The organism is Luedemannella helvata (assembly GCF_039528415.1).
Lineage (GTDB): Bacteria > Actinomycetota > Actinomycetes > Mycobacteriales > Micromonosporaceae > Luedemannella > Luedemannella helvata.
The window spans coordinates 1-24,950 of record NZ_BAAALS010000010.1 but is presented as its reverse complement, the minus strand read 5'-3'; the positions used below and the strand labels follow the sequence as shown (position 1 = coordinate 24,950).

At 71.5% G+C, this 24,950-nt stretch carries 25 protein-coding genes; 14 read left to right on the top strand and 11 right to left on the bottom strand.

Features of this window, described 5'->3' with window-relative positions; genetic code table 11:
• Positions 1-556 precede the first annotated feature (556 nt).
• From ABD191_RS12065 to ABD191_RS12050, 4 genes are all read left to right on the top strand, one after another.
• On the top strand, positions 557-1,132 hold the full coding sequence (locus tag ABD191_RS12065; protein WP_344080271.1) for a hypothetical protein: 576 nt from the start codon (positions 557-559) through the stop codon (positions 1,130-1,132).
• 131 nt (positions 1,133-1,263) lie between these two features.
• A complete protein-coding gene (locus ABD191_RS12060; RefSeq protein WP_344080268.1) occupies positions 1,264-2,808 on the top strand; it encodes a circularly permuted type 2 ATP-grasp protein in 1,545 nt (514 codons plus the stop codon).
• An 8-nt stretch (positions 2,809-2,816) separates the two neighbouring features.
• Positions 2,817-3,755, top strand: a complete 939-nt coding sequence (locus ABD191_RS12055; protein ID WP_344080265.1) for an alpha-E domain-containing protein — start codon at positions 2,817-2,819, stop codon at positions 3,753-3,755.
• Positions 3,752-4,600: a transglutaminase family protein gene (locus ABD191_RS12050; protein WP_344080262.1), complete on the top strand. Its 849-nt coding sequence runs from the start codon at positions 3,752-3,754 to the stop codon at positions 4,598-4,600. The genes ABD191_RS12055 and ABD191_RS12050 overlap by 4 nt, the downstream gene beginning before the upstream one ends.
• A gap of 28 nt (positions 4,601-4,628) precedes the next feature.
• On the opposite strand, the gene ABD191_RS12045 is transcribed toward ABD191_RS12050, so the two are convergent.
• From ABD191_RS12045 to ABD191_RS12035, 3 genes are all read right to left on the bottom strand, one after another.
• On the bottom strand, positions 4,629-5,519 hold the full coding sequence (locus ABD191_RS12045; protein ID WP_344080259.1) for a hypothetical protein: 891 nt from the start codon (positions 5,517-5,519) through the stop codon (positions 4,629-4,631).
• Between the two features lie 70 nt (positions 5,520-5,589).
• Positions 5,590-6,168 carry a hypothetical protein gene (locus ABD191_RS12040; RefSeq protein WP_344080256.1) on the bottom strand — a complete coding sequence of 193 codons (579 nt, stop codon included), beginning with the start codon at positions 6,166-6,168 and terminating at the stop codon, positions 5,590-5,592.
• Positions 6,168-7,019: an ATP-grasp domain-containing protein gene (locus ABD191_RS12035; RefSeq protein ID WP_344080253.1), complete on the bottom strand. Its 852-nt coding sequence runs from the start codon at positions 7,017-7,019 to the stop codon at positions 6,168-6,170. The genes ABD191_RS12040 and ABD191_RS12035 overlap by 1 nt, the downstream gene beginning before the upstream one ends.
• Positions 7,020-7,091: 72 nt before the next feature.
• On the opposite strand from ABD191_RS12035, the gene ABD191_RS12030 reads away from it, so the two are divergent.
• Together ABD191_RS12030 and ABD191_RS12025 are read left to right on the top strand one after the other, a co-directional pair.
• Positions 7,092-8,048, top strand: coding sequence for a hypothetical protein (locus ABD191_RS12030; protein ID WP_344080250.1), 957 nt, complete (start codon positions 7,092-7,094; stop codon positions 8,046-8,048).
• A gap of 73 nt (positions 8,049-8,121) precedes the next feature.
• Positions 8,122-9,306, top strand: a complete 1,185-nt coding sequence (locus ABD191_RS12025; RefSeq protein WP_344080248.1) for a PP2C family protein-serine/threonine phosphatase — start codon at positions 8,122-8,124, stop codon at positions 9,304-9,306.
• On the opposite strand, the gene ABD191_RS12020 is transcribed toward ABD191_RS12025, so the two are convergent.
• A complete protein-coding gene (locus ABD191_RS12020; RefSeq protein WP_344080246.1) occupies positions 9,284-9,700 on the bottom strand; it encodes an ATP-binding protein in 417 nt (138 codons plus the stop codon). The two genes, ABD191_RS12025 and ABD191_RS12020, sit on opposite strands and share 23 nt — an antisense overlap.
• Before the next feature lie 128 nt (positions 9,701-9,828).
• Between ABD191_RS12020 and ABD191_RS12015 the strand changes: the two genes are divergently transcribed.
• Positions 9,829-10,170, top strand: a complete 342-nt coding sequence (locus ABD191_RS12015) for an STAS domain-containing protein (protein ID WP_344080243.1) — start codon at positions 9,829-9,831, stop codon at positions 10,168-10,170.
• Between the two features lie 65 nt (positions 10,171-10,235).
• Here ABD191_RS12015 and htpG read toward each other — a convergent pair whose 3' ends face one another.
• The gene (gene htpG, locus ABD191_RS12010; protein ID WP_344080240.1) at positions 10,236-12,086 is read right to left on the bottom strand and encodes a molecular chaperone HtpG; all 1,851 of its coding nucleotides are present in this window, start codon (positions 12,084-12,086) and stop codon (positions 10,236-10,238) included.
• A 122-nt stretch (positions 12,087-12,208) separates the two neighbouring features.
• Between htpG and ABD191_RS12005 the strand changes: the two genes are divergently transcribed.
• Positions 12,209-13,477, top strand: a complete 1,269-nt coding sequence (locus ABD191_RS12005) for a glycoside hydrolase family 28 protein (protein ID WP_344080237.1) — start codon at positions 12,209-12,211, stop codon at positions 13,475-13,477.
• Between the two features lie 2 nt (positions 13,478-13,479).
• Here ABD191_RS12005 and ABD191_RS12000 read toward each other — a convergent pair whose 3' ends face one another.
• Positions 13,480-14,370, bottom strand: a complete 891-nt coding sequence (locus tag ABD191_RS12000) for an alpha/beta fold hydrolase (RefSeq protein ID WP_344080234.1) — start codon at positions 14,368-14,370, stop codon at positions 13,480-13,482.
• A 104-nt stretch (positions 14,371-14,474) separates the two neighbouring features.
• Here ABD191_RS12000 and ABD191_RS11995 point away from each other — a divergent pair, with 104 nt between their 5' ends.
• Positions 14,475-16,442: an AfsR/SARP family transcriptional regulator gene (locus ABD191_RS11995; RefSeq protein ID WP_344080231.1), complete on the top strand. Its 1,968-nt coding sequence runs from the start codon at positions 14,475-14,477 to the stop codon at positions 16,440-16,442.
• A 30-nt stretch (positions 16,443-16,472) separates the two neighbouring features.
• On the opposite strand, the gene ABD191_RS11990 is transcribed toward ABD191_RS11995, so the two are convergent.
• Positions 16,473-16,889, bottom strand: coding sequence for a DUF6069 family protein (locus ABD191_RS11990; protein ID WP_344080228.1), 417 nt, complete (start codon positions 16,887-16,889; stop codon positions 16,473-16,475).
• Positions 16,890-17,020: 131 nt separating this feature from the next.
• Here ABD191_RS11990 and ABD191_RS11985 point away from each other — a divergent pair, with 131 nt between their 5' ends.
• The gene (locus tag ABD191_RS11985) at positions 17,021-18,169 is read left to right on the top strand and encodes a sensor histidine kinase (protein ID WP_344080225.1); all 1,149 of its coding nucleotides are present in this window, start codon (positions 17,021-17,023) and stop codon (positions 18,167-18,169) included.
• Positions 18,157-18,819: a response regulator gene (locus ABD191_RS11980; protein ID WP_344080222.1), complete on the top strand. Its 663-nt coding sequence runs from the start codon at positions 18,157-18,159 to the stop codon at positions 18,817-18,819. Before ABD191_RS11985 ends, ABD191_RS11980 begins: the two co-directional genes overlap by 13 nt.
• A gap of 1 nt (position 18,820) precedes the next feature.
• Here ABD191_RS11980 and ABD191_RS11975 read toward each other — a convergent pair whose 3' ends face one another.
• The gene (locus ABD191_RS11975) at positions 18,821-19,246 is read right to left on the bottom strand and encodes a CopG family ribbon-helix-helix protein (RefSeq protein WP_344080220.1); all 426 of its coding nucleotides are present in this window, start codon (positions 19,244-19,246) and stop codon (positions 18,821-18,823) included.
• 158 nt (positions 19,247-19,404) lie between these two features.
• On the opposite strand from ABD191_RS11975, the gene ABD191_RS11970 reads away from it, so the two are divergent.
• A complete protein-coding gene (locus ABD191_RS11970; RefSeq protein ID WP_344080678.1) occupies positions 19,405-20,304 on the top strand; it encodes a CE1 family esterase in 900 nt (299 codons plus the stop codon).
• Position 20,305: 1 nt separating this feature from the next.
• Here the strand turns inward: ABD191_RS11970 and ABD191_RS11965 are convergent, their stop codons facing one another.
• Together ABD191_RS11965 and ABD191_RS11960 are read right to left on the bottom strand one after the other, a co-directional pair.
• On the bottom strand, positions 20,306-21,514 hold the full coding sequence (locus ABD191_RS11965; protein ID WP_344080218.1) for an MFS transporter: 1,209 nt from the start codon (positions 21,512-21,514) through the stop codon (positions 20,306-20,308).
• A 91-nt stretch (positions 21,515-21,605) separates the two neighbouring features.
• A complete protein-coding gene (locus tag ABD191_RS11960; protein WP_344080215.1) occupies positions 21,606-21,791 on the bottom strand; it encodes a hypothetical protein in 186 nt (61 codons plus the stop codon).
• Between the two features lie 290 nt (positions 21,792-22,081).
• Here ABD191_RS11960 and ABD191_RS11955 point away from each other — a divergent pair, with 290 nt between their 5' ends.
• The gene (locus tag ABD191_RS11955; protein ID WP_344080212.1) at positions 22,082-22,918 is read left to right on the top strand and encodes an IS5 family transposase; all 837 of its coding nucleotides are present in this window, start codon (positions 22,082-22,084) and stop codon (positions 22,916-22,918) included.
• Positions 22,919-22,955: 37 nt separating this feature from the next.
• Here the strand turns inward: ABD191_RS11955 and ABD191_RS11950 are convergent, their stop codons facing one another.
• The gene (locus tag ABD191_RS11950) at positions 22,956-23,888 is read right to left on the bottom strand and encodes a hypothetical protein (RefSeq protein ID WP_344080208.1); all 933 of its coding nucleotides are present in this window, start codon (positions 23,886-23,888) and stop codon (positions 22,956-22,958) included.
• A 320-nt stretch (positions 23,889-24,208) separates the two neighbouring features.
• Here ABD191_RS11950 and ABD191_RS11945 point away from each other — a divergent pair.
• Positions 24,209-24,950 (top strand): IS5 family transposase (locus tag ABD191_RS11945; RefSeq protein ID WP_344080205.1); only part of this gene is annotated, 742 nt, incomplete at its 3' end.

The window sequence follows — 24,950 nt, the reverse complement described above, 5'->3', positions numbered from 1 at the left end:
GTGAATGGTGGGCCGGGATCACGGCGAGTAGTCGCGGCGCCCGCCGACGCCCCACCCTCCCCCGCCCTTTGCTCTGCTTACTCAGAGGAAGCGGGTCGCGACCTGCGGGTGACGAAATCGCGGTCGCAGCAGCGCGGTCGCGGTGGGTAACCGATGCGTATAGGTAAGCAGAGCAAAGGGACGGGGGTGGTGTGCCGGAGCGTGGGCGGCCACTACAGATTGTTAACGAGGCGGCCGGCGGGCGTCGCGGAGGCGCGCAAGCGGCGCGAGGCGGGGAGCAGGGGGTGGACCACCAAACGTCCATCGTGCATCCGCCGGTCGTGTGAGGGCGGTCAGCCGAAAGTTTCACCTCGTCACAGCCGCTCGGGGAGTGGCCCGGCGGGACCGGACCCCTCGAAGCGCAGCCACATCGCGGCGTATGGCAAGCTCCATCGAGGGACTTAGCTGCCCCGATGTTATGGCCCGGCCCACACCGTGGGCCAAGATGGCCACGTTCGTCCCCCGGCCGCGCTCGGCGCTCGCGGCCCACGCAACCCAACGAGAGAGGTCTCTCCCTATGAGACGGCACATCACCCGGTGGACGCCGGTGGCGCTCATCCCGGTGGCGCTCACCGCCCTGTTGGCGGGCTGCAGCGGCGCCGCGCCGGACCCGGGCAACGGCGGTGGCCAGGGCGGCGGAGCCGCGGCCGGCAGCGGCAACGGAGACGCTGCCGCGGCGCCCCCGGTGAAGGACGCCGACTGCTCCGCGCTGCTCACCGACAAGCAGGTCCAGAAGGCGACCGGGCTCAAGGACATCGCCCTCCAGGCCGCCAGCGGTCAGGAGAAGCAGGGCGAGCAGTTCTGCCCGTACCGGTCGGAGACGTACAACCTGACCGTCATCGTCGGCGTCTTCAAGGGTGGCGGCTTCGACACCACCTACGTCGACATGGAGAAGACGGCCAACATGCAGAACCCGCAGAAGGTCACCGGGCTCGGCGACGCGGCGGCCTGGGCCGACGCGATGAGCACGCTCGTGGTCCGCAAGGGTCAGACCGGCATCTCGGTCATGCTGCAGAACGCCAACAAGACCAACGTGAAGGATCCGAAGAAGACCTCCACCGAGGTTGCCAAGCTCGTGATCGGCAAGATCTGATCCACTCGATAGATCATCGATGCGGCCCCGGCGCCCGAGGCGCCGGGGCCGCACGCTGACCAGCGACGGAGCGGTCCCCGCCGCCTCACAGTCGTAATGCGGCAGAAACGATCCACGCCTACGCTCGGCGCATGGCAGACGTCTTCGATGCGTACTCGATGGCGGAGGCCTGGGACGAGATGTTCGCGTCCCCCGGCGACCCGCGTCCGGCGTACCGCTCGCTGTTCTCCACGCTGCAGCCGCTGTCCGGCACGGACCTTCGCGTCCGCGCCGACCAGCTCGCCCGGGTCTTCACCGACCGGGGCGTGACCTTTGCGTACGCGGGCGAGGAGCGCCCGTTCCCCCTCGACCTCATTCCCCGCATCATCAGCGCCGCCGAGTGGGACCTGGTCACCCGCGCCGTCCGGCAGCGGGTCGTCGCCCTCGAACGTTTCCTCGCCGACGTGTACGGGCCCGGCGAGGTGTTCACGGACGGCGTGGTGCCGCGCCGGCTCATCACGACGAGCGCCCATTTCGCCCGCGAAGCCGTCGGCATCGAGCCGGCCAACGGCGTGCGGGTGCACATCAGCGGGGTCGACCTCATCCGCGACGAGGAGGGCCACTTCCGCGTCCTCGAGGACAACCTGCGCATCCCGTCCGGGGTGTCCTACGTCATCGAGAACCGGCGGGCCATGACCCAGACCCTGCCCAGCCTCTTCGCCGAGGCGCGGGTCCTGCCGGTCGACGACTACCCGGCCCGGCTGCTGCACGCGCTGCGCGCCGCCGCTCCCGAGGGCGTCACCGACCCGTGCGTCGTCGTGCTCACCCCGGGCGTATACAACGCCGCGTACTTCGAGCACGCGCTGCTCGCCCGGCTCATGGGCGTCGAGCTGGTCGAGGGTCGCGACCTGGTGTGCAGCAACAACGTCGTGCGGATGCGCACCACCCAGGGCGAGCGCCCGGTGCACGTCATCTACCGCCGGGTCGACGACGACTTCCTCGACCCGCTGCACTTCCGGCCGGACTCGGTCATCGGCATCCCGGGCATCGTGAACGCGGCCCGGGCCGGCAACGTCACCCTCGCCAACGCGATCGGCAACGGTGTCGCCGACGACAAGCTGCTCTACACGTACGTGCCGGACCTGATCCGGTACTACCTGCACGAGGAGCCGCTGCTGGCCAACGTCGAGACGCACCGGCTCGACAGCGACGACATCGTGGCGCACGTGCTCGACAAGCTCGACACGTACGTGCTCAAGCCCGTCGACGGGGCGGGCGGCAAGGGCATCGTCATCGGGCCCAGGGCCGACGAGCGCGAGCTGGCCCAGGTGCGGGAGGCGATCGTCGCGGACCCGCGCGGCTGGATCGCGCAGCGCCCGGTGGCCCTGTCGACGTCCCCCACGCTCGTCGACCAGGGCGTCGCGCCCCGACACATCGACCTGCGCCCGTTCGCCATCAACGACGGCAACGACGTGTGGCTGCTGCCCGGCGGCCTGACCCGGGTGGCGCTGCCCGAGGGGGCGCTCGTGGTCAACTCCAGCCAGGGCGGCGGGTCGAAGGACACGTGGGTGCTCGCCGACGAGCAGGCGCCGCTGACGGTACGCCCCGTCCCGGCGTACGCGGTGGACGTGATCCCCCACGACGTCAGCCTCCGCGACGCGGGGCCGGCCAGCCAGATGGAGGGCCAGCAACAATGAGGACCGGCATGCTCAGCCGAATCGCCGAGTCGCTGTTCTGGATCGGCCGCTACATCGAGCGCGCGGATGACACCGCCCGCATCCTCGACGCGTTCCTGGGCCGCCTGTTGGAGGACCCGTGGGCCGACGAGGACGGCGCCTGCCGGGCGCTGCTGGCCATCCTCGGCACCGGGGCACCGAGCGGCTCCCGGCTGGCCGCCGGCGACGTGATGGAGTTGCTCGGCTTCGACCAGGCCAACCCCAGCTCGATCACGGGCGCGCTCGCCCAGGCACGGGACAACGCGCGGGGCGCCCGCGAGACCATCTCGGCCGAGATGTGGGAGTGCCTCAACATCACCTGGCACGCGCTGCCGGCCCGCCGCAAGACCGCCGAACGGCTGGGTCCCAACCTGTTCCTCGGCTTCGTCCGCGAGCGCGCGGCCGTGCTCGCCGGCCTGGCCGAATCGACCATGAGCCGCGACGACGGCTGGCGGTTCCTCATCCTCGGCCGCAGCCTCGAACGGGTCGACATGACCTCGCGGCTGCTGTCGATCCAGGCGCTCACGCCGGAGCACGCGCCGGAGTGGCGCACGGTGCTGCGCGCCTGCGGCGCGGACGAGAGCTTCCTGCGTACCCACGGTGGCCAGGTCGTGCCGCAGCGGGTCGCGGAGTTCCTGCTGCTGGACCGGTTGTTCCCGCGCTCGGCCCTGCACGCGCTGACCACGGCCGAGGAATGCCTGCGGGCGCTGGCGCCGGCCACGGAGCGTGCCGGCATGGCCGACGCGGCCCGCCGGCCCATCGGCCAGATGCGCACCCGCCTGGAGTACGCGGACACCGCGACGCTGCTGGAGGAGCTGCCGGCGCACCTGCGCTCGCTGCAGCGCGCGTGCGCGACGGCCAGCGCCGCGGTCACGGCCCGCTACTTCGAGCAGACGACCGCGGTGACGTGGGCCCACGAGGGGGTGTGACAAGCGTGAGTTGGCGGCTGCGGATCAGGCACGTCACGGGCTTCACCTATGACGGGACGGCCCACGCGTCCTACAACGAGGCGCGGATGACGCCCATGAGCCTGCCCGGACAGAACACCCTCTACAGCCACGTGGAGACCCACCCGGCGGCGACGACATGGCGCTACCGCGACTACTGGGGCACCCAGGTCACGTCGTTCGACTTGCAACGCGGCCACCAGCAGCTCAAGGTCACCGCGACGAGCCTCGTGGAGACGGCCGTATCGGAGACCCTGCCGCCGGAGGCGCCGTGGTCGGCGCTGCGCGGCGGGGACGCCCGTGACCTGTACGCCGAGCTGCTCACACCCACCCGGCTCACCGAGGTCGACGACGAACTGGCCGGCCAGGTCGACGACCTGATGCGGGCCGAGCCCACCCGGGCGGCCCTGCGTACGGCCGAGTGGGTGCACGACACGGTCGCGTACGTGCCCGGCTCCACGGGTGTGCAGACCGGCGCCCAGGAGGCGTGGGCACTGCGCAAGGGGGTCTGCCAGGACCTGGCCCACCTGACGGTGGGCCTGTTGCGCGCGCACGGCATCCCGGCGCGCTACGTGTCGGGGTATCTCTACCCCAAGCGCCAGGGGTCGGTCGGCGAGACCATCGAGGGCCAGTCGCACGCGTGGGTCGAGTGGTGGTGCGGCGAGTGGTACGGCTACGACCCCACCAACGCCGTACCCGCCGGGCACCGGCACGTGGTCGTGGCCCGGGGGCGCGACTACGCGGACGTGACGCCCCTCAAAGGCGTCTACCACGGCGCGCCGGCCACGCACCTGGGCGTCACCGTGGAGATCACCCGCCTGGCCTGAACCGTCGGCGCCGGCCTGAACGGTCGGCTCAGCCGACGCGGGTCACCTCGCCCGTCGGTCGCGCGGCCCAGGTCGGCCGGTCGGGAAGAACCTCAGCGAGTACGGGTGAGCGCGGCGCGATGGTCTCCGTCGGCGGGGCGGCGACCGCCTCGATGTCGGCGCGCGCCAACGCGAACGGCTGCGACGAACCCGGGTTGAGCACGAACGCGGCCGCGGACGTGTCACGCACCAGCGCGAACGCGGTGGCGCCGTCGAGGGTGACGAGTTTGGCGTCCTCACGGGGCGGCCCGAGCCGATCGAGGAACCCGGTGACCCGGTCGGGCGCGATGAACGCCAGCACGGCCGGGCCGGCCAGGCCGGGCAGGTCGACGAGCACCGGCTCGCCGGTCTCGTGCGAGTGCAGGACCTGGTAGCCGGGGTAGCCGCGCAGCGCCTGCACCGGCGGCGGGTCGCTGGGCGCCAGGGCGGCCAGGGTGCGCTCGATGCGCACCGCCCCGGCCCAGCTGTGCGCCACGTCGTACGCCCCCGCGGAGACCCACCACTGGTGCTCGCGCGGCGAGGCCGGGTTGACCCACAGCGCGGTGTGCGGGGCGCCCAACGCGGCGAACAGACGCGCCCCGGGCACCCCGCCGGCGTAGCTGCCGTGCGTGGAGCGCTGGGCACGCATGACCGCCTCGCGGTCGGTGAAGACGTGCAGTTCTCCCCCGGCGCCCGGGTCGCCGCGCAGGTCGACGCGGGCGTCCGCGGCGCGCGGCCACAGCCGGGTGGCCAGGGCGGCCGGCACGTACCAGCCGTCGTGCTCGACGAGGGCGCGCATGACCTTGTCGACGTCCGTGTGCGCGGGCTCCGTGCCCAGCTGCGCGAACGCGGCGAGCGCCTGCAACGGGTCAGGCCCCGGGTCGTGCGGCGTACTCGCCATGGTCCCGATCCTCGCGCTCACCGGCCACGCCGCGCAACCCCATGCTGTCTCAGCGTGTGCAATGACACGATCACGAAACGACGACGGCGGCGCCGTGGCCGCTCGGCGGCGCCGCGAAGTACGCGAGGCAGCCGCCCGCCGCGTCGTTGACGAGCCAGTACGCCTGGCTGCCGACCGGCTGCGTGGTGCGCTGGCCGGGACCGAGTTCGGCCGCCTCGAAGGCGCGGAAGAGCCCGTCGATCGGGTCGTACCACAGGTAGAGCACGTGGACCGGCCCCGCCGTGGCGTTGTAGAAGGTCAGGCGCACGTCCTGGTACGGGGGCGGGGTGGCCGGCGCGGGCGGCTGTGGGCCCACCGCGCAGGCGATGGGCACCAACCGGGCCTGGCCGGCCTCGATCGTCACCGCGGCGGCCGCGGCGACCCGCGCGCCGGCCGTCGACAGCTCGGCGCGCCCGCACCGGTCCCCCGCCGGGCACAGCACCAGCCGGTACACCGAAAGTCCCACGACGGCGAGCAGCAGCGCGGCCCCGGCCACCCACAGTGTCCACCGGTGACGCGGGCGCCACGGCGCCGCGTCCATCTCGTCGCCGCCGGCGCTCAGCTCGATGTCGGCCGCCTCGGGCGCCGCGTCGCGACCGTCGACGGCCATCAGGGCAACCGGCCGAGCAGCGGGGCGGGGTCGACGCCGGACGGCAGGTCGCTGACCTGGGCGTCGCCGACCTCGACGACCCGCCAGGCGCCGTCGTCGCGCAGCGCCAGGTCGGTGGTCACGAACCGGCGGCCCAGCCGGGCGACCGCCGCCGCGACGCCGGTCAGATCGGGCGCCACGGCCACGGCGGGCGTGTCCGGGTGCGCGGTGGTGAGCACGGCCGCCCCGTCCAGCCACCACACGCGCGCCTCGGCGCGGGCGAGCCGCTCGAAGCGGCGCACCACGATCCCGCCCGCCAGGTCATCGCCCTGCAGCTCGACCATCCGTGCCACGACCCGCGTGGCGGCTGCCACGTCGGACAGGTCCGGCACGTAACACGCCTCGTCCCACTCGTACTTGCGGGATTTGACGTAGTCCTTGACGACCGCGGGCCCGCCGCCGAGCGGGGCGACCAGCCGCGCGACCGTGCCCGGATCCGGCACCTCGCGGGGCCGCCACGGCGTCCACACACTCTCCGGCGTGAGCCCCGCGAACGCGCCGTGCCAACCCGGCAGCTCGTGCGCCGCCCGGTAGTCGTCGACAGGGACATTCATGGGTACGCCGCGGGCGGCCAGGGCCGCGCACAGCTCGCCGTAGCGCGCGGTCGGGATCATCCACCCCCGGTACCAGGCGCCCCCCAGGTCGCGGGGCACCCGGCGGACCGCCCCGGCCGCGTCGCCGGCCAGCAGCGCGTCGTGGTCGATGAGCGCGACCGTGCCCCCGGCCTCGCGCACGGCGGCCGCCTGCGCGGCGAAGTGCGGGTCCACCCGCCCGGGGGCGAGCGGGTCGGCGCAGCACAGGACGGCACTCATGGAGGCGCAGCCTAACGGGCGCCGGTCACGACCCACACCCCACGACCGGCCCTGGGCGGGCATCATGGCGGGGTGGCCGACATCGCGGAAAATGTCCTGCGCGAGCTGTACGCGGGCCCGCCGGAGCGGTTCGTGGCCGGCCGGGACGCGGCCGTCGCCGCCGCCCGCGCCGCCGGCGACCGCGGCCTCGCCACGGCGGTCGGCAAGCTGCGCAAGCCCACGGTCGGGGCGTGGCTGGTCAACCTGCTCGCCTGGCACGCCCCCGACGAGCTGGCGGCCCTGTACGCGGTCGCCGACGAGCTGCGGGCCGCCCAGCGCGACCTGCGCGGCGACGATCTTCGCCAGTTGTCGGCGCGGCGGCGGGCGGTCGTCGCGGACCTGGTGACGCGGTCGCGGCAGCTGGTGGCGGAGGCCCGGCCGGGCGGCGACGCGCCGCTGCCCTGGGACGAGGTGACCGCCACGCTCAACGCCGTACTGTCCGATGTTGAGACCGCCGAGTTGGTGCGCGCGGGGCGGCTGGTCCGTACGACGTCCTACGCGGGCTTCGGGGAGCCGGACGACGCCTGGGTGTTCTCCGCCGCCGAGGCGGCCGCGGCGGCGCCGCAGCGGGCGGGCCGAGGCGACGAGCGACCCCGGCCGCCCGCGCGGGTCAAGGCCGAAGGCGCGGCGCGGGTCAAGGCCGAAGGCGCGGCGCGGGACAAGGCCGACAGCGCGGCGCGGGACAAGGCCGACAGCGCGGCGCGGGACAAGGCCGAACGGGAGCGGCATAGGGCCGCGGCGGCGGAGCTGCGGGCGGCGGGCGACGAGGAGGAGCGGGCCCGTGCGGACTACGACGCGGCGGCCGGTGCGGAGGACCGGGCGCGGCAGCGGCTGGACGAGCTGGAGCGCGACCTCGCCGACCTGCGCGAACGCAAGATCGCCGCGCAGGAGGAGCTGAACCGGCTGCGGGCCCGGCGGCAGGCCGCCCAGCGGGCCCTGACCACCGCGACCCGGCGGCTGCGCCGCGCCCGCGACCGGGCGCCCGACTGACGCGCTGCGTGAGGTGGTCCCCGCGAACGGCCGGGTGGTCATGCGGGCTGGTGGCGATGTCTAGGATTCCGGTGTGACCTCACACGACCGAGCGGCAACTGTCGAGCCACCACCACACCTGGACGTGGAGGAGCTCGTGCAGGCGCAGCTCGGCGACATCCGGGATGCGCTGCGCGTCGACACGGTGACGGTGCTGCTCCTCGACCCGTACGGGCGGGAGCTGGTGGCCACGGCGTCGCTGGGGCTGGAGGAGGAGGTCGCTCAGGGGGTGCGACTGCCGGTGGGCAAGGGCTTCGCCGGCCGGGTCGCGGGCACCCGGGCGCCCGTGCAGTTGACGAAGGTCGACGCGAAGAGCGTGCTCAACCCGTTGCTGATCAATCGGGGCATCCGGTCGATCCTGGGCGTGCCGATGATCTATGCCGGCCAGCTGCTGGGCGTGCTGCATGTCGGCTCGCTCAGGCCGCGGCGGTTCACGGCGGGCGAGATCCGGCTCCTACAGGCGTCCGCCGAGGGCGTGGCACGGGCCATCCGGACCCAGCTGGCGCAGCTCGACCGGGCCACCACGGTGGCACTGCAGCGTTCGCTGCTGCCGGCCCGGCACATCGACATGGCCGGCCTGGAGGTCGCGACGCGGTATGTCCCGGGCGCCCGGGAGGGCGTGGGTGGCGACTGGTACGACGTGTTCTCGCTGCCCTCCGGGCATGTCGGGGTGGTCATCGGCGACGTGGCCGGGCACGGCCTGCGCGCCGCCGTCGTGATGGGCCGCATCCGCAGCGCGCTGCGCGCGTACGCGCTGGAGTCCGACGACCCGGCTGACGTCCTGTCCCGCCTCGACCGCAAGGTCGGGGTGTTCGAGCCGGGTGCCATGGCCACGGCCGTGTACGCCGTGATCCAGCCCGGCCTCGCCACCATGCGGCTGTCGGTCGCCGGCCACCCGCCGCCCATCGTGGCCGAGCCGGGCCAGCCGGCACGGGTGATGGAGGTGCGGCCCGACCTTCCCTTGGGCGTACGCATGGGCTCGCCGCGTCGGTCGAGCGACGTCCCGCTCGTCCCCGGGGAGATCATGCTGTTCTACACCGACGGCCTGATCGAGCGCCGGACCCAGCCGCTCAGCCACAGCGTGAGCCGGTTGCGCACGGCCGTGAGCGCCGGGCCGGCAGAGGCGGTGTGCGCGGCGGTCATGGCCGCCATGATCGGCGACGAGCAGGCGGTCGACGACGTCGCCGTGCTCGCGCTCAGCCGGCCTCAGTCGGGCTGACCAGGATGACCAGTCGGGCGATCGTGCCACTCGGGCCGGTGTCGATGTCCAGCTGGTCGCAGAGGTTGCGCATGAGCCACAGTCCCCGGCCGCTCACCGCGTCCGGCGGGGGCAGGTCCCTGGGGGTCTCCGGCGGGATGCCCGGCCCGTCGTCGCTCACCTCGACCTCGACGGACTCGCCCGGCACCACGGTGATCGACACCCGGCCGCCGCCGGCGTAGCGGATCGCGTTCGTCATGGCCTCGTCGACCGCCACGGCGAAGTGCCCGGCCCGCTCGGACCCGACCCCGGCGGCCCTCGCGGCGTCGGTGGCGAGCGTCCGCAGGGTCGCGAGTGTTTCCAGCGCGAGTTCCCGGTGGATCACCGGTTGCCGCGCAGTCGCCTCGGGGTTCATCGGTGCTTAATGTACGTCGCCGGGATGACTTCCGCTGAGCGCCCTCTCCGGTACGTCGTGTGGTGGTGGTTCGGGGACGCCATACAATCGGGCAAGCCGATGCGCTCGACGATGGGAAGGACGGCATCATGGACCCCGACAGCACGCCCGCCGGCCTGACGATCGACGCCCAACCAACGCCGGGCTCCGGCGTGGTGCTCGCGCTGGCCGGCTACATCGACCTGTCGAACGTCCAGGTCCTGAGCGAGGCGATCACGAAGGCGGTGGCCCACGCCCGCGACATCACCCTCGACCTCACGAAGGTGACCTTCCTGGACTCCACCGGGCTGCGCGAGTTCGCCAGCGGCTACCACCAGGCCGAGGCGGCCGGCGTCGGGTTCCGGGTGGCCAATCCCGAGGGCTCCGTGCTCGACGTCCTGCGCATCTCCGGCATGTACGACTACCTCACCGAGGGCGTCCACCCCGGCTAGCCCGCTGGACGCGCCGGACAGCCGTACGCGGCAGTATCCGCCCGCCGGGGGGCGCGACGCCCGGGTCAGAGGGTGCGTTCGAGGCGGTCGGCCAGGAGGCGGGCGAAGCGGGCCGGGTCGCGCAGGTCGCCGCCCTCGGCGAGCACCGCGGTCCCGTAGAGCAGCTCGACGGTCTCCCCCAGCGACGCGTCGTCGGGTCGGGCCCCGTGCGCCTCGCGCAGGCCGGCGACCAGCGGGTGGTCGGCGTTGAGCTCCAGGATCCGCTTGGTGGGGGGCAGTTCCTGGCCCATGGCCGCGTACATCTTCGCCAGCGCGGGCGTGATGTCGTTGGCGTCCGTCACGAGGCAGGCCGGGGAGGTGGTGAGCCGGGTGGACAGCCGTACCTCCTTGACCTCCTCGTCGAGCGAGGACTGGACCCAGGCCAGCAGCGGGGCGAAGTCCTTGGCCTGCTCCTCGCGTTCCGGGGCGTCCTCGGCCGAGGACAGGTCGACGGCGCCCTTGGCGATCGACTGCAGCTTGTGGCCGTCGAACGTGCCCACGATGTCCAGCCACACCTCGTCGACCGGGTCGGTGAGCAGCAGGACCTCGTACCCCTTGGCTTTGAACGCCTCCAGGTGCGGCGAGTTCTCGATCGTCGTGCGGGACTCGCCCGTCATGACGTAGATGTCGGTCTGGCCGTCCTTCATCCGCGACACGTAGTCGCTGAGCTTGGTGAGCGCGGACGGGTCGTGGGTCGTCGCGAACGACGCGATGCCGAGGATGGCCTCGCGGTTGTCGGCGTCGCTGAGCAGCCCCTCCTTGATGACGCGCCCGAACTGGTCCCAGAACGTGCGGTACTTGTCAGGTTCCAGGGCGCCGATGGTCTGCAGCACCTGGCGGACCAGGCGCTTGCGGATCGCCTGGATCTGGCGGTCCTGTTGCAGGATCTCGCGCGAGACGTTGAGCGACAGGTCGGCCGCGTCGACGACGCCGCGCAGGAAGCGCAGGTAGTCGGGGGTGAGCGCCTCGCAGTCGTCCATGATGAACACGCGCTTGACGTAGAGCTGCACGCCGCGCTTGCCGTCGGCGCGGAACAGGTCGAACGGCGCGCGCTCGGGGATGAACAGCAGCGCGTCGTATTCGAAGGTGCCCTCACCGCGCATGTGGACGACCTCGAGCGGGTCGGTCCAGTCGTGGCTGAGGTGCTTGTAGAACTCGGCGTACTCCTCGGGCTTGATGTCGTTCTTGGACCGGGCCCAGAGCGCCTTCATGGAGTTGAGCGGCTCGCCGTCGCCGCCGGCGAGGGTGATGCGCCAGGGGATGAAGTCCGAGTACCGCTTGACGATCTCGCGGATCTTCCACTCGTCGGCGTAGTCGAACAGCTTGTCGTCGGCGTCGGCCGGCTTGAGGTGCAGGGTGACGGCCGTCCCCACGGGCGCGTCGGGGGCGTCGTCGATCGTGTACGTCCCCTCGCCGTCGGACTCCCACCGGGTGCCCTCGGCGGTGCCGGCGCGCCGGGTCACCAGCGTCACCGTGTCGGCGACCATGAAGCTGGAGTAGAAGCCGACGCCGAACTGCCCGATCAGTTCCTTGGAGGCGGCCGCGTCCTTCGTCTCGCGGAGCTTGGCCAGCAGCTCGGCCGTGCCGGAGCGGGCGATCGTGCCGATGAGCCCGACGACCTCGTCGCGCGTCATGCCGATGCCGTTGTCGCGCACGGTGAGCGTGCGCGCGTCCTTGTCGACGGCCAGCTCGATGCGCGGGTCGGACAGGTCGGCCTCCAGGTCCTTGTCCTGGTAGGCCGCCAGGCGCAGCTTGTCCAACGCGTCGGCCGCGTTGGAGATCAATTCCCGCAGGAAGATGTCCTTGTTCGAATACAGGGAATGGATCACCAGCTGCAGCAGCTGCCGGGCCTCCGCCTGGAATTCGAGCGTTTCCATCCTCCACATACCTCCTTCTCGACGTGCGCCAAGAATACAAACCACGCGGTACGCCGTCACAGCCCGTGGTCGGAGCCGGCCCGGTACCCGCGAGAAAGCGCATTCCCGTACGGTGGTGTGTCGTGACGGCTACGGCGATCGACGGCGCGGCGGCGGTGCGGGCGATGGTGCGCCCGCCGACCTTCCCGGACCGCGAGTTCCGGCTGGCGGGCGGCGGCGGGGACCACACGGACGCGTTCCGGGAGGCCATCGACGCCTGCCACGCCGCCGGCGGCGGGCGGGTCGTCGTGCCGCCCGGCGACTACCTGACCGGCCCGATCCGGCTGCGCTCCGGGGTGGACCTGCACGTGTCGGCCGGCGCGACAGTGCGCTTCAGGCGCGAGCCGGCCGCGTACCTGCCGGAGGTGCCGACCCGCTGGCAGGGCGTCGAACTGATGGGATACTCCCCCTTCGTGTACGCCTACGGCGAGCGCGACATCGCGCTGACCGGCGGCGGGACGCTCGACGGGCGGGCCGACGACGCGCACTGGTGGGCCTGGAAGCCGCTGGAGCCGGCCGACTTCGCGCTGCTTGAGCGGCTGGTCGACGAGGGCGTGCCGCCGGCGCGGCGGGTGTTCGGCGACGGGTACCACCTGCCGCCGTCGTTCGTTCAGCCGTACCGGTGTGAGAATGTTTTGATCTCCGGCGTAACGCTGATCAACTCGCCGTTCTGGCAGGTCCACCCGGTGTTGTGCCGCAACGTCACCGTGACCGGGGTGACCGCGCGCTCGCACGGGCACAACAACGACGGCTGCAACCCGGAGTCCTGCGACGGGGTGGTCATCGAGGACTGCCACTTCGACACGGGCGACGACTGCGTCGCCATCAAGGCGGGCCGCAACGCCGACGGCCGCCGCCTGGCCGTCCCGTGCCGCAACATCGTCATCTCGGACTGTACGTTCGCCGACGGGCACGGCGGGGTGACCATCGGCAGCGAGATGAGCGGCGGCGTCGAGCACGTGTACGCGTCGAACCTGCGGATGGACAGCCCCAACCTGTGGACGTGCGCGCGCTTCAAGACCAACTCGGTGCGGGGCGGGTTCATCCGCGACGTTCACGTCACGGACGTGACCGTGGGCCGGGTCCGCGACCAGGTCCTGGAGATCGACTTCGCGTACGAGGAGGGCGACGCCGGGTCGTTCCCGCCCGGGGTCGACGGCATCCACCTGCGCGACTGGCGGGTGGCGAGCACGGACGCGCCGTGGCGGCTGGCCGGCTACCCGCGCGGCCCGATCGGCACGGTCACGCTCACCGGCATCGTGATCGACGCGGCGCGCTCCCCCGCCGTCGCCCGCGACGTCACCGACCTGCGCCTGACCCGGGTGACCGTCAACGGCGAGCGCCTCGGCTGACGCTACCCCTGGTGCGGACGCGCGAGCAGGGAGCGCAGGAGCTTGATGATCTCGTCGGGTGATTCCTCGGCCATGAAGTGCCCGGCCGACGTGGTCCGGTGCTCCAGGTCCGCGGCCCAGGGGCGCCACAGCGCGGCCGCGTCGAAGCCGAGCGCGGCTCCCCAGTCCTGCTGGACGACGGTGACCGGCATGGGCAGCCGGTTCCCGGCGGCCCGGTCGGCCCGGTCGTGTTCGATGTCGATCCCGGCCGAGGCGCGGTAGTCCGCGACGATGGACGGGACCGCCTCGCGGGAGGCCCTCAGGTACTCCGCCCGCACATCCGCGGGAATGACCCGTGGGTCCTGCGCCCACATGTCGAGGAAGTAGCCGAAGAAGGCGTCCGCGCTGGCACTGATCATCTTTTCGGGCAGGCCGGGCGGCTGGGCCATCAGGTACAGGTGGAAGGCGACCGCGGCGGAGGACCCGTGCAGGACGTCCCACATGTCCAGGGTCGGCAGGACGTCGAGGCTGGCGAGGTGGGTGACCGCGGCGGGATGGTCGAGGCCGGCGCGGATGGCCACGAGGGCGCCGCGGTCGTGTCCGGCCAGCGCGAAGCGGTCGTGGCCGAGCCTGCCGGCCAGGGTGACGATGTCGGCGGCCATGGTCCGCTTGGAGTACGTGTCCGCGTCGCGGGCGGCGGGTTTGTCGCTGGCGCCGTAGCCGCGCAGGTCGGGGCAGATCACGGTGTGGTCGGCGGCCAGGTCGACGGCGACGTGCCGCCACATGAGGTGGGTCTGCGGGAAGCCGTGCAACAGCACGATCGGGCTGCCGGCGCCTGCGACCGCCACGTTCAGCGTCACGCCGTCGGCGACCGGTACGCGCTGGTAGTCGAACCCGGGAATGGCCTGCGTCATGGTGGTCCTCTTCTCGTCGGTGGACGCCTCCAGCCTCGCGGGCGCGGATGAGCAACCGATGAGCGCGTTACCGTGAGTCACGGTACGGAAGGGCGGTTCGATCGGTGCGGGTCAGGTTCGGTGTGCTCGGGTCGGTGGTCGCCTGGGACGATGCCGGCGCGCCGGTCGACCTGAGAGGGCCGAAGCACCGCGCCGTGCTGGCTCGCCTCATCGTGGCGCGCGGCCGGGTCGTACCGGTCGGTCGCCTCGTCGATGACCTGTGGCAGGAGCCCCCAGCGGGGGCGGTGAGCGCCGTCCGTACGTTCGTGGCGGCGTTGCGGCGCGCGCTGGAGCCACAGCGTCCACCGCGTGCGCCGGCCCGGTTGCTGGTCACCGAGGGGCCCGGCTACGCGCTGCGGCCGGCGCCGGACACGGTCGACGCCTGGCGGTTCGAGGACGCGGTCGCCGCCGCGTCCACCGCGCCGCCGCACGAGGCACTCGACCAGCTCGATCGTGCCCTGAACTGGTGGCGCGGGCCGGCGTTCGCCGACTTCGACGACGAGCCGTGGGCGCGCGCCGAGCGTTCCCGCCTCGAACAGCTCCGGCTCAACGCCATCGAGCAGCGGGCCGGGGCACACCTGGCGGTCGGGCGTGCCGCCGACGCCGTACCGGATCTCGACGCCCACGTGGCCGAGCATCCGTGGCGGGAGGAGGCGTGGCGGCTGCTGGCCCTTGCCCTGTACCAAGCCGGACGCCAGGGCGACGCGCTCGCGGTACTGCGCCGGGCCCGCAGCCTCCTGCTGGAACAGCTCGGCGTCGATCCGGGCCCGGCGCTGCGTCGCCTGGAGACCGACATCCTCCGCCAGGCCGATCGGGCCGGGGACGGTCCCGGTTCGGAAGCGCAACGGGTCTGGGCGGAGACCGCGGCGGCGTACGACCGTACGGTGGCGGCGCGGTCCGGGGCCCGGCTGGAGTCGACGGTCGGCCTGCTGCGCGGTCTCGCGGTGACCGGCGCGGGTGGCCTCGAGGCGGCACGCGAGCAGCGGATCGCGGCCATCGCCGCGGCCGAGCAGCTGGGCGACCCCGACCTCACCGCCCGGGTGATCGGCGGCTACGACGTACCCGCGATCTGGACGCGCTCGGACGACCCGGCGCAGGCGGCGCGGATCGTGGCGGCGGCCGAGCGGGCCCTGGCCGCCCTGCGCCCCGGCGCGTCCGAGGCCACCCGGGCCCGGCTGCTGGCCACCATCGCGGTGGAAGCGCGCGGCACACGCGGGGCGCGCGGGCCCGAGGCGGCGCGGGAGGCGGAGCGGATCGCGCGCCGCCTGGGCGACCCGGCCCTGCTGGCCTTCGCCCTCAACGGCGTGTTCATGCAGACCTTCCACCGCGCGGGCCTGGCCGCCGAGCGCGACGGGATCGGCGCCGAGCTGGTCGCCCTCTGCGCCCGGCACGGCCTGGCGACCTTCGAGATCCTCGGTCATCTCATCCGGTTGCAGGCCCGCGGCGCGCTCGCCGACTTCGTCACGGCCGACCACCACGCCGCGGAGGCCGACCGGATCGCCGAGCGGCACGACCGCCCGCTGGTCGGCGTGTTCACCCGGTGGTACCGCGCCCTGCGACTCGCCGCGACCGGGTCGTCGCGACCGGCGGCGGAGGCCGCCTACCGCGACGCGGCGGCACAGCTCGCCGGCGCCGGCATGCCCGGCGTCGAACGGGGCCTCCTACCGCTGGCCCTGCTGTGCCTGCGGGTGTGGCACGGCGACCCGGCCGGCTTCGGCGACGACATCGACTGGGGCCCCTACGCGCCCTGGGCACGCCCGCTCGTCCTGCTCGGCCAGGACCGCCCGGCCGACGCCGCCGCGGCGCTGCGCCGGACCCCCGAACCGCCGCGTGACCTGCTGTTTGAGGCCCTGTGGTGCCTCACCGCCCAGGCCGCGATCGCCCTGGGCGACCGGACGGCGATGACGCGTGCCCGCACCGAACTCGCGCCGGCCGCAGGCGAGCTGGCCGGGGCCGGCAGCGGCATGCTCACGGTCGGCCCGGTCGCGCATCACGTCGACCAGCTCAGCGCAGCCCTCGGGCGTACCCGCTGAGCGGGTCGCGCGTCCTCGCCTCCTTACCCGTCAGCAGTCGCGCCGGGCGGGCAAGCCGACGATGGCCGCGATGCCGACCGTCAGGTGCATGCCGGCCAGGGCCAACCGGCTCGGCGTGTCGACGCCGCTGCCCAGCGGTCCGGCCAGCGACAGGACCAGCACGATCGACGCGATGATCCGGTACGTCAGGACGGGGCGGCGCACGGTGCGCTCCAGCACCGCGAGCAGCGCCCAGGCGGCCAGGCCGGCGACCAGCGCGGCGGCCGTCACCGCGGCCGGGCCGACGCGCTGGACGGTGTCGCCCTGGCGGACGGCGAGGTCGAGGCCGAGCCAGGGGACTTCAATGACCCACAGGAGGAGCGAACCGGCCACCGCGGCGGCGACGGTGATCGCGCGGCCGGTGCGCCGCGCTGTTCTGGTACGGGTGTGTCCGATGTCGTTCGTCATGCCGACGAGCGTCGCGGTCAGGACCGCGTGACCACATCCGACCGCAGGCGTCGCCCGAGCCTTCCTTGGCGGGCCCGCCCACCAACTTTGGATGGTGTCGGCGTCCGCCGCCGCCCGGCTAGCCTCGCCGGGTGAACAGGTGGGCTGACGACGGCGACCACCCACCCCGTGCCGCCGTCGTGATCATCCTGTGCGTGGCGGGGATGTTGATCGCGGCGACGATGCTCGGCTGGTGGCGCGGCCGCCCGGCCGGCCCGCTGTTGGCCCTCGACCTCGCGGCCGGCGCGCTGAGCTGGCTGTTGGCGCCGCTGGTGCTGTGGCGGCCGGTGGCCGCCACAGCGGTGCTGTCCGTGCTGGCCGCGCTGTCACCGGCGGCCAGCCCGCCGGCCACGATCGGCGCGCTGCAGGTGGCGCGGCGCCGGCGCTTTCCGGTGGCCATCGCGGTCGCGGCGGCCGGCGTCGCCGCGCATGCGGTGCAGGGCGCCTGGCGACCCAGCGGCGGCATGTCGTACGTGTGGTGGCTGGCGCTGGTCACGATCGGGTACGGCGGGCTGCTCGGGTGGGGTGCGTGGGCCCGGGCACGGGCGGCCCTGATCTGTTCGTTGCGCGAGCGGGCCCGCCGTGCCGAGGCCGAACAGGGCCGCCGGGTGGCCGAGGCGCGCATGCTGGAACGGCGCAGGATCGCCCGGGAGATGCACGACGTCCTCGCCCACCGCCTGTCGCTGCTGGCCACGTTCGCCGGCGCGATGGAGTACCGGCCGGATTCGGCGCCCGAGCAGCTGTCACGGGCCGCCGGCGTCGTCCGGGACGGGGTGCACCAGGCGCTGGAGGAGCTGCGGGACGTGATCTCGCTGCTCCGCGACGACGATCCGGCCGACGGCGAGGGCGTCCACCCGCCGCCGGTACTCGCCGATATCCCACGGCTGGTCGCGGAGTCGCGCGACGCCGGCACCCGGGTCCAGCTGCACGAGGCGGTGGACGAGCCGGCCGAGGCGCCACCCGCGCTGGCGCGTACGGCCTACCGGGTTGTCCAGGAGGGCCTGACGAACGCCCGCAAACACGCCGCCGGCCAGCCGGTCCGGGTGACGCTGCGCGGCCGGCCCGGCGCGGGCCTGGAGATAGACATCCGCAACCCGGTGGGGGCGGAGCCGCGCGGCTGGTCCGGCGGGGCCGGCCTGGTCGGGCTCACCGAACGGGTGCGCCTGGCCGGCGGGCGGCTCGACCATCAGGCCGTCGCCGGCGAGTTCCGGCTGCACGCGTCGCTACCATGGCCGGCATGACCCCGCCGGTACGGGTGCTCGTCGTCGACGACGACGCGCTCGTGCGCGCCGGGCTCACCATGATGCTCGACGGCGCCCCGGGCATCACCGTGGTCGGCGAGGCGGCCGACGGGGACGAGGTCCCCGCCATGGCCGACGCGCACGCGCCGGACGTCGTACTCATGGATCTGCGCATGCCGCGCGTCGACGGCCTCACCGCGACCCGCCGCCTGCGGGCGCGTCAGCGCCCGCCCGAGGTCATCGTGCTCACCACGTTCGACACGGACGAGAACATCCTGTACGCGCTCCGCGCCGGGGCGAGCGGCTTCCTGCTCAAGGACACCCCTCCGGCCCGGATCGCGGAGGCGGTGCGCCAGGTCGCGGCCGGCGAGCCGATCCTGTCGCCCCGGGTCACCCGTCGCCTGATGGACCGGGCCCGCGTTCACGCCGGCGCCCACGCGCGCGCCAGGGCAGCCCTCGCCGCGCTGAGTCCTCGCGAACGCGACGTCGCGGTCGCCATCGCACAGGGCCGCAGCAACACCGAGATAGCCGGGGCGTTGAACATGACGCTGGCCACGGTGAAGTCCCACGTCTCGCACATCCTGACCAAGCTGGACCTCGACAACCGCACCCAGGTGGCGCTGCTGGCCCACGACGCCGGCCTCGCCTGATCTACGCGGCTTCGCCCGCGTGCCTTTCCAGGAACTCGTCGATCGCTTGGCGGATCACGCCGGATCGCCCACCCCGATCATTGCCGGCAAGGTGGTCCAACTTCCGGACAACGTCGGATGGCAGGCGTACGCCGGTGACAATCATCGGGATTGCCTCCGGCGACGGCGCGGAACCGAGGTCCGGACCGGGCGTCGCATCCCGCAGGAGCTCGGAGATGTCACCGCCAGCGTTGAAATAGGCCACCAACTCGTCGCGGCTCATATTCCTTGGGTCTCGATGAACGGTCACGACGTGCCCTCCATCCATAGTTTGATCTCTTCGGGCGTTGCCGGCCGAGCTGCCAGGATGGCAAAACTGTTCACGCTGGCAATGCGCTCGCACAGCACTACGATCGACCAGCGCCAGAAGCGGCTTCGCTGACAGCACCCCGAAAGCGTAGACGGACACAGTCCCGGACTCGCCCCGGACCGGATCGACCCATCTTTTACTCTCGATCACTTCGACCGGATGTTGGTAGCGCAGGCATCCGCGGGAAGGCCCTGACATTGGCCATGGGCGACGCGTCCGGCACGATGGGTGTCGTGATGAGAATGGGCCGGCTGTTCGCCCCGTTGCTGGTGCTGTGCCTGGTCGCGTGCGGCTCGACACCAGCGACGCCCACACCGGCCACGCCGACCGGAGCACCCGGTTCGACGATCACCGTCGGCCTTGCCGACCGGCCGTTCCAGTTGCACGTCCCGACCACGTACGCGGCGGGCACGAAGGTGCCGCTCGTGGTGCTGCTGCACGGGTTCACGTCCAACGCGGCCGAGGCGGAGAGCTACTTCAAGCTGACCGCGCAGTCGGACCGGCGGGGCTTCCTGTACGCGATGCCCGACGGTACGAAGGACTCGCGGGGCGACCGGTTCTGGAACGCGACGGACGCGTGCTGCGCGTTCTACGGCCGTGACGTGGACGACTCCGGATACCTGTACCGCCTGGTGCAGGCCATCAAGGCCGCGTACGCGGTCGACCCGCAGCGGGTGTACTTCGTCGGCCACTCCAACGGCGGCTTCATGGCCTACCGGATGGCCTGCGACCACGCGGCGGAGATCACCGCGATCGTGTCGCTCGCCGGCGCGATGGTCAACGATCCGGCCCTGTGCACGCCGAGCCGGCCGGTCAGTGTCCTGCAGATCCACGGCACCGCCGACGAGACGATCGCCTTCACGGGCGGCGCGAACGGCTCGCAGCCGTACCCGTCGGCCGAGGCCGGGCTCGCCGCCTGGCGGGGGTACAACGGCTGCGGCGACGCGGCCGCCTCCGGCGCGCCGATGGACCTCGACTCGTCGCTGCCCGGCGCCGAGACCACCGTGACGACGTACCGGACCGGCTGCCGCGCCGGCACCCGCGTGGAGTTGTGGTCCATCGCGGGTGGCCGGCACGTACCGGCGCTCACCGGCGCCTTCCCCGGCGCGGTCGTCGACTTCCTCCTCGGCCGGTAGGTCAGTCGGCGGTCGCGGTCACAGCCGCGGGCCGGCGCATCCGGGCGGCGAGCAGCCACCAGATCACCAGCTGCAGCAGGCCGAGGGCCAGGGCGTACGGCATGAGGGTCCACAGGCCGATGCCCTGCGCGATCGCGCCCGCCACCCACGGCAGCGCGGCGCCGCCGACCAGGGAGACCCCGTTGAGGATGCCGATCGCGGTCGGCACCAGACGCTCCTCGGTCACCTCGGGCATCACCGCGATGGCGGTCGGGAACAGCGGACCGAGGAAGAACCCGAGCGCGATGAACCCGGCACCCGCGAGCGCCGGCAGGGGCGCCACCCACACGAGGGCGGAGCTGACGATCACGCCGCCCAGGCAGGCGAACGTCATCCGGGCGGTCGTCCAGCCGAGCCGGGTGGCCACCGGGCTGATCACGAAGCGGCCGAGGGTGAGGCCGAACCAGTACCCGCTGATGATCCAGCCGGCGGCGAGGTCGCCCAGTCCGTGCTCGCCGACCGCGTACGTGAAGCCCCAGTTGCCCACGCCGAGTTCGAGGCCCACGTACACGCCGAGGAACGCGCCGGCCAGCAGGACCGCCGGCGAGCGGAGCACCGGGCCGAGCAGCCGCTGCTTCTGCGTGCTCGTCGTCGGGCTGGCCGCCCCGTTCGTCCGCGGATAGACGAGCAGGAACCCGACCGTGAGCGCGAGGCAGATGACCCCGAGCAGCAGCCACACGGCCGTCCACGACCGGCCCAGGCCGTGCAGGATCCACGCTGCCAGCGGCGGACCGACCAGCGCGCCGACGCCGAAGAAGCCGTGCAGCCGGTTGATCAGCATGGTCGCCGAGGGAAGGGTCGCGAGATAGGCGTTGAGCACGGTCTCCAGCACGCCGGTGCCGTACCCGGCGAGCACCTGCAGGGCGAAGAACACCCAGAACGCCGGCCGCGCCGCCGACAGCAGCGCCGCCGCCACGAACGCGCCGCCGCCCACGACGAGCGCGAGCCGGGTGCCGAGGCGGTGCATCAACGCGCCACTGGTCGCCCCGGCGAGGAAGAACCCGGCCGCGAACGTGAAGAAGGTGAGGCCGATCGTGGCCATGTCGACCTGATAGTCAGCGATCTGCGCGGGCAGCAGCACGGTGCCGACGCCGGCGCTGATCCCGACAAAAACGAAAGCGACGTACGCCAGGACGACAGGCGCACGCCAATGGCCGTGCGAGACAGACAAAACGGGCCTCCACGGTCCGTACCAGGGGCTTACAGGGTGCCCGGACACCCTACGTCGGCATGGTCAACGGCTCCTAGCCGTTTCTGAGCCGTTATCGCAACCAGTCTCGTGGCCGGTACATGCCGATGGAGGCGGGTGCGGTGTCGGTGAATCCGTACCGGCGGTAGAGCCGGTGCGCCTCGCCGTCCGCGATGAGCGAGAGGTACGCCGTGGCCGGTGCCCGCCGGTAGTCGGCCACGCCCGGCACCCCGCTCCGCAGCTCATGGTTCGCATCCACACGGCCCGTGCTACCACGTTTCGCCGGCGCCGCGCCGCGTCGACGCCATCAGGGGTCGAACTGGTACCTGACTGGACGTTTGATTCTGGTTAAGAGGCATAAGCCCGGTTGATGTATCGACGATCATCGTGGTGAACGCCTGGAATGCCGGCAATAGGTAGTCCTACCCCGGTTGGGATCTGGGCGGATACGAGGCATCTCATCGGCCGATCGTGTCTGATTCACTTTCATCACGAAACGACGGACTCAGTGTCCGACGGACCGCTCCGCCGACACCGTACGCAGGTGTCATGTCGAACCGCAGCGCGTACCCCTCCGACCTGTCCGACGCCCGCTGGGCACTCATCAGCCCTCGACTGACCGCCTGGCGCCAGGCCCGCACGGACGCCGGCGTCGGCGGCCGCGTTCCCACCCATGACCTACGCGAGATCTTCAACGCGATCCTCTACGTCAACCGCACCGGCATCGCCTGGCGCTACCTGCCCCACGACTTCCCGCCTTACCGCACCGTCTACGGCAACTTCGCCGCCTGGACCAAGGAAGGCATCTTCGCCGAGCTGAACTATCAGCTCACCGGCCTGGTCCGTGACCACCATGGTCGCCAAATCACTCCTACGGCATCCATTATGGACACACAAAGTATCAAGACCTCCACTAACGCTCCACTCTCGACACAGGGTATTGATGCGGGCAAGAAAGTGGTGGGACGTAAGCGAGGGATCATCACTGACACCTTGGGACTGTTGCTGGCCGTCATCGTCACCGCCGCCAGCGTCAGCGACAACGTCATCGGCACCGAACTGCTCAATGAGGCCACCAAGCACCATCCCACCCTCGCCAAGACATGGGTCGACGCGGGCTTCAAGAACACTGTCGTCGAACACGGTGCCACACTTGGCATCGACGTTGAAGTCGTCACCAAAGACCCTGCCATCAAAGGGTTTTCTGTCGTCAAACGCCGCTGGGTTGTGGAGAGGACGCTGGGCTGGCTCATGCACCACCGCCGCCTCGTGCGCGACTACGAGACCCGACCCGACAACTCCGCCAGCATGATCACGATCGCGATGATCGACAACCTCGCCAAACGCCTCACCGACGAAATCACCCCAACGTGGCGAGACACCTAAATCGTCATTACTCACAAACTACGTGAATCAGACTCCTCTAAGCAACGGGCACACCGCGGAGCCGCACGTCATCAAAACTACACCGCAAAGGCTGTGCTAAATGCGCCGCTTGGCCTGCCAGCCTTATCTGGCCGAAAGTGTCTATACCATCAAGTAGTGCAACTTGACGGTCGTTAATATACACTGTCACCCTGCCAGCGAGGGCCAGTATCGCTACTCTATTTGGCGTATCAGCACTCAACTCTTTGAGTTCGCGAATGCCATCCAACGGTTCATGAGGCAAGCTGCCCGGATTGCGAGTAACCTCGAAGTTCGTACGGCCGAGTTTGACCGCGTACCAATGTTCATTGTCGCGCCATCCAAATAGCAATCCGCAGTAGCTATCCTCTGAGCCCTGCGCGTGGGTGATGGTCGCTTCCAGGTGGAAATCGCGGACAGCCGGTGTGCCACTTTCGGGGTACCAGTAGGTATAGTCGCGTTTAGTGGCCAGGCTGAGATCTAGATGGCCTTCCGACTGTGTGGCAGCTCCAGTGCCGAAGTCGCTGATTTCCTTACTCGGCAATGACACAGGATGGTTGAAGTCAAGCGATAGTAACGGCTGCCATGAAGATGCTGTCTCACGGGCTTCTCTGCCGGGAGCGGTGGACCGGTAGACGGCGACGCCTTGCACGACCGCGTAGCTAGCACTAGTCAGAACGAGCGCCGTGACGATTTGCAGCGAGGCGGCAAGTCTATCGGGACGGATTCCTCTTGCGACTCGGTATACCAACGCTCCTATGATGGCTCCAAGGCACCCAATAAGGATCTGGCTATCCCCGAGGCTTGCCTGAAATAGAGCCTCTGGCCAGCGATTGCCAAGCAAAGCAAGCGCGAGAACTGGCAATGCCGTGCACAGCCCGATAATCAATCCAGCATCAAGGGCTGTTTGCCTCTTGTCTGACTGCAATCGCTTCTTCATCGTGTCGATCATCCTTGGATGCGAAGGGGATGTAGAAATTCCTTTGTAGGCTTGCAGATCGCTGGGCGTGCCAGAACACGCACCCATTACGGTAAACCTCCTTGTCTCGCTGGCGACGTTGACACCCTCGTTTAGCCGACAAACTGCTGAAACCTCCCACTAACCTCGATCATCGCGCGTGAGCTGAACTCGGCTTTTCACCGCAGTCGTCATCGTGATTCGTCGATGCGGCTGGTGGGTGAGTGTGGTGGTGGGCCGTCTGTCGCGACGGTGGGCGTGGTCTCCTGGGGTCCTCCGGTTGAACCGGGTGGTTGTCACCGTAAGCCGGTGTCATGACCGATCGTCGCCCCTACCCGTCCGACCTGTCCGACGCGCGCTGGGCCCTGATCGCAGCCCGGCTGATCGCCTGGCGGCAGGCCCGCACCGACGCCGGTGTCAGCGGCCGCGCCCCGACCCACGACCTGCGGGAGATCTTCAACGCGATCCTCTACGTCAACCGCACCGGCATCGCCTGGCGCTACCTGCCACACGACTTCCCGCCCTACCGCACCGTCTACGGCTACTTCGCCGCCTGGACCAAAGAAGGAATCTTCACTGAGCTCAACTACCAGCTCACCGGCCTGGTCCGCGACCACCACGGCCGCCAGATCGAACCCACTGCGTCCATCATGGACACCCAAAGCGTTAAGACCTCCACCAACGTCCCACTCACCACCCAGGGCACCGACGCCGGCAAGAAGATCATCGGCCGCAAGCGTGGCATCATCACCGACACCCTCGGCCTGCTCCTCGCGGTCGTCGTCACCGCGGCCAGCGCCAGCGACAACCAGGTCGGCACCCACCTGCTCGACCAGGCCACCACCAGCCACCCCACGGCCACCAAGACCTGGGTCGATGCCGGCTTCAAGAACACCGTCGTCGAACACGGCGCCACACTCGGCGTCGACGTCGAAGTCGTCACCAAAGACCCGCAGGTCAAGGGATTCAGCGTCGTCAAACGTCGATGGGTGGTCGAGCGCGTGCGCCGTGAGGCGCTGATTGATCGTGTGGAGGTGAGAGACCGCCACCGCCGTC

Coding starts and splice junctions, on each gene's coding strand:
- ABD191_RS12035 (WP_344080253.1), bottom strand. CDS start 7,019: ATGAGTGCCGTCCTGTGCTGCGCCGACCCGCTCGCCCCCGGGCGGGTG.
- ABD191_RS11980 (WP_344080222.1), top strand. CDS start 18,157: ATGGCCGGCATGACCCCGCCGGTACGGGTGCTCGTCGTCGACGACGAC.
- ABD191_RS12055 (WP_344080265.1), top strand. CDS start 2,817: ATGCTCAGCCGAATCGCCGAGTCGCTGTTCTGGATCGGCCGCTACATC.
- ABD191_RS11990 (WP_344080228.1), bottom strand. CDS start 16,889: ATGACGAACGACATCGGACACACCCGTACCAGAACAGCGCGGCGCACC.
- ABD191_RS11950 (WP_344080208.1), bottom strand. CDS start 23,888: ATGATCGACACGATGAAGAAGCGATTGCAGTCAGACAAGAGGCAAACA.
- ABD191_RS12045 (WP_344080259.1), bottom strand. CDS start 5,519: ATGGCGAGTACGCCGCACGACCCGGGGCCTGACCCGTTGCAGGCGCTC.
- ABD191_RS12040 (WP_344080256.1), bottom strand. CDS start 6,168: ATGGCCGTCGACGGTCGCGACGCGGCGCCCGAGGCGGCCGACATCGAG.
- ABD191_RS12065 (WP_344080271.1), top strand. CDS start 557: ATGAGACGGCACATCACCCGGTGGACGCCGGTGGCGCTCATCCCGGTG.
- htpG (WP_344080240.1), bottom strand. CDS start 12,086: ATGGAAACGCTCGAATTCCAGGCGGAGGCCCGGCAGCTGCTGCAGCTG.
- ABD191_RS12015 (WP_344080243.1), top strand. CDS start 9,829: ATGGACCCCGACAGCACGCCCGCCGGCCTGACGATCGACGCCCAACCA.
- ABD191_RS12060 (WP_344080268.1), top strand. CDS start 1,264: ATGGCAGACGTCTTCGATGCGTACTCGATGGCGGAGGCCTGGGACGAG.
- ABD191_RS12000 (WP_344080234.1), bottom strand. CDS start 14,370: ATGACGCAGGCCATTCCCGGGTTCGACTACCAGCGCGTACCGGTCGCC.
- ABD191_RS12020 (WP_344080246.1), bottom strand. CDS start 9,700: ATGAACCCCGAGGCGACTGCGCGGCAACCGGTGATCCACCGGGAACTC.
- ABD191_RS11970 (WP_344080678.1), top strand. CDS start 19,405: ATGAGAATGGGCCGGCTGTTCGCCCCGTTGCTGGTGCTGTGCCTGGTC.
- ABD191_RS11955 (WP_344080212.1), top strand. CDS start 22,082: ATGTCGAACCGCAGCGCGTACCCCTCCGACCTGTCCGACGCCCGCTGG.